6 tRNA genes are annotated in these 618 nt (G+C 52.4%); all 6 read right to left on the reverse strand.

The features are described from left to right. Positions 1 to 47: 47 nt before the first annotated feature. Positions 48 to 123: transfer RNA gene (locus tag ACWHAR_RS28980), tRNA-His, on the reverse strand. 17 nt (positions 124 to 140) lie between these two features. Beyond that, a tRNA-Phe gene (locus ACWHAR_RS28985) sits at positions 141 to 216 on the reverse strand. A 12-nt stretch (positions 217 to 228) separates the two neighbouring features. Continuing rightward, positions 229 to 305: transfer RNA gene (locus tag ACWHAR_RS28990), tRNA-Asp, on the reverse strand. Between the two features lie 11 nt (positions 306 to 316). Beyond that, positions 317 to 393, reverse strand: a tRNA-Met gene (locus tag ACWHAR_RS28995). Between the two features lie 9 nt (positions 394 to 402). Continuing rightward, positions 403 to 478: transfer RNA gene (locus ACWHAR_RS29000), tRNA-Val, on the reverse strand. A gap of 9 nt (positions 479 to 487) precedes the next feature. Beyond that, a tRNA-Glu gene (locus tag ACWHAR_RS29005) sits at positions 488 to 559 on the reverse strand. Between the last annotated feature and the right edge of the window lie 59 nt (positions 560 to 618).

Raw genomic sequence — 618 nt, forward strand, 5'->3', positions numbered from 1 at the left:
TTGGAAGGCTGAGGTTTTACCACTAAACTACACCCGCAATTTTTATTTGGGGCGATTGATGGGAATCGAACCCACGAGTGCCAGAGCCACAATCTGGTGCGTTAACCACTTCGCCACAACCGCCAAAATATATTGATAAATGGTGGCTCGGGACGGAATCGAACCGCCGACACACGGATTTTCAGTCCGTTGCTCTACCAACTGAGCTACCGAGCCTAAGTATTTAAATGGCGGTCCGGACGGGACTCGAACCCGCGACCTCCTGCGTGACAGGCAGGCATTCTAACCAACTGAACTACCGGACCATTTTAAAATTTGGTTGCGGGGGCAGGATTTGAACCTGCGACCTTCGGGTTATGAGCCCGACGAGCTACCGAACTGCTCCACCCCGCGATGATATAATGGTGGAGGATGACGGGCTCGAACCGCCGACCCTCTGCTTGTAAGGCAGATGCTCTCCCAGCTGAGCTAATCCTCCATCATATAATGACCCGTACGGGATTCGAACCCGTGTTACCGCCGTGAAAGGGCGGTGTCTTAACCGCTTGACCAACGGGCCCAGACTTTCAATTGTAATTATGTATAAGTATCAGTGGCGGAGAGCAAGGGATTCGAACC

Source organism: Bacillus sp. LR--39 (assembly GCF_053613335.1).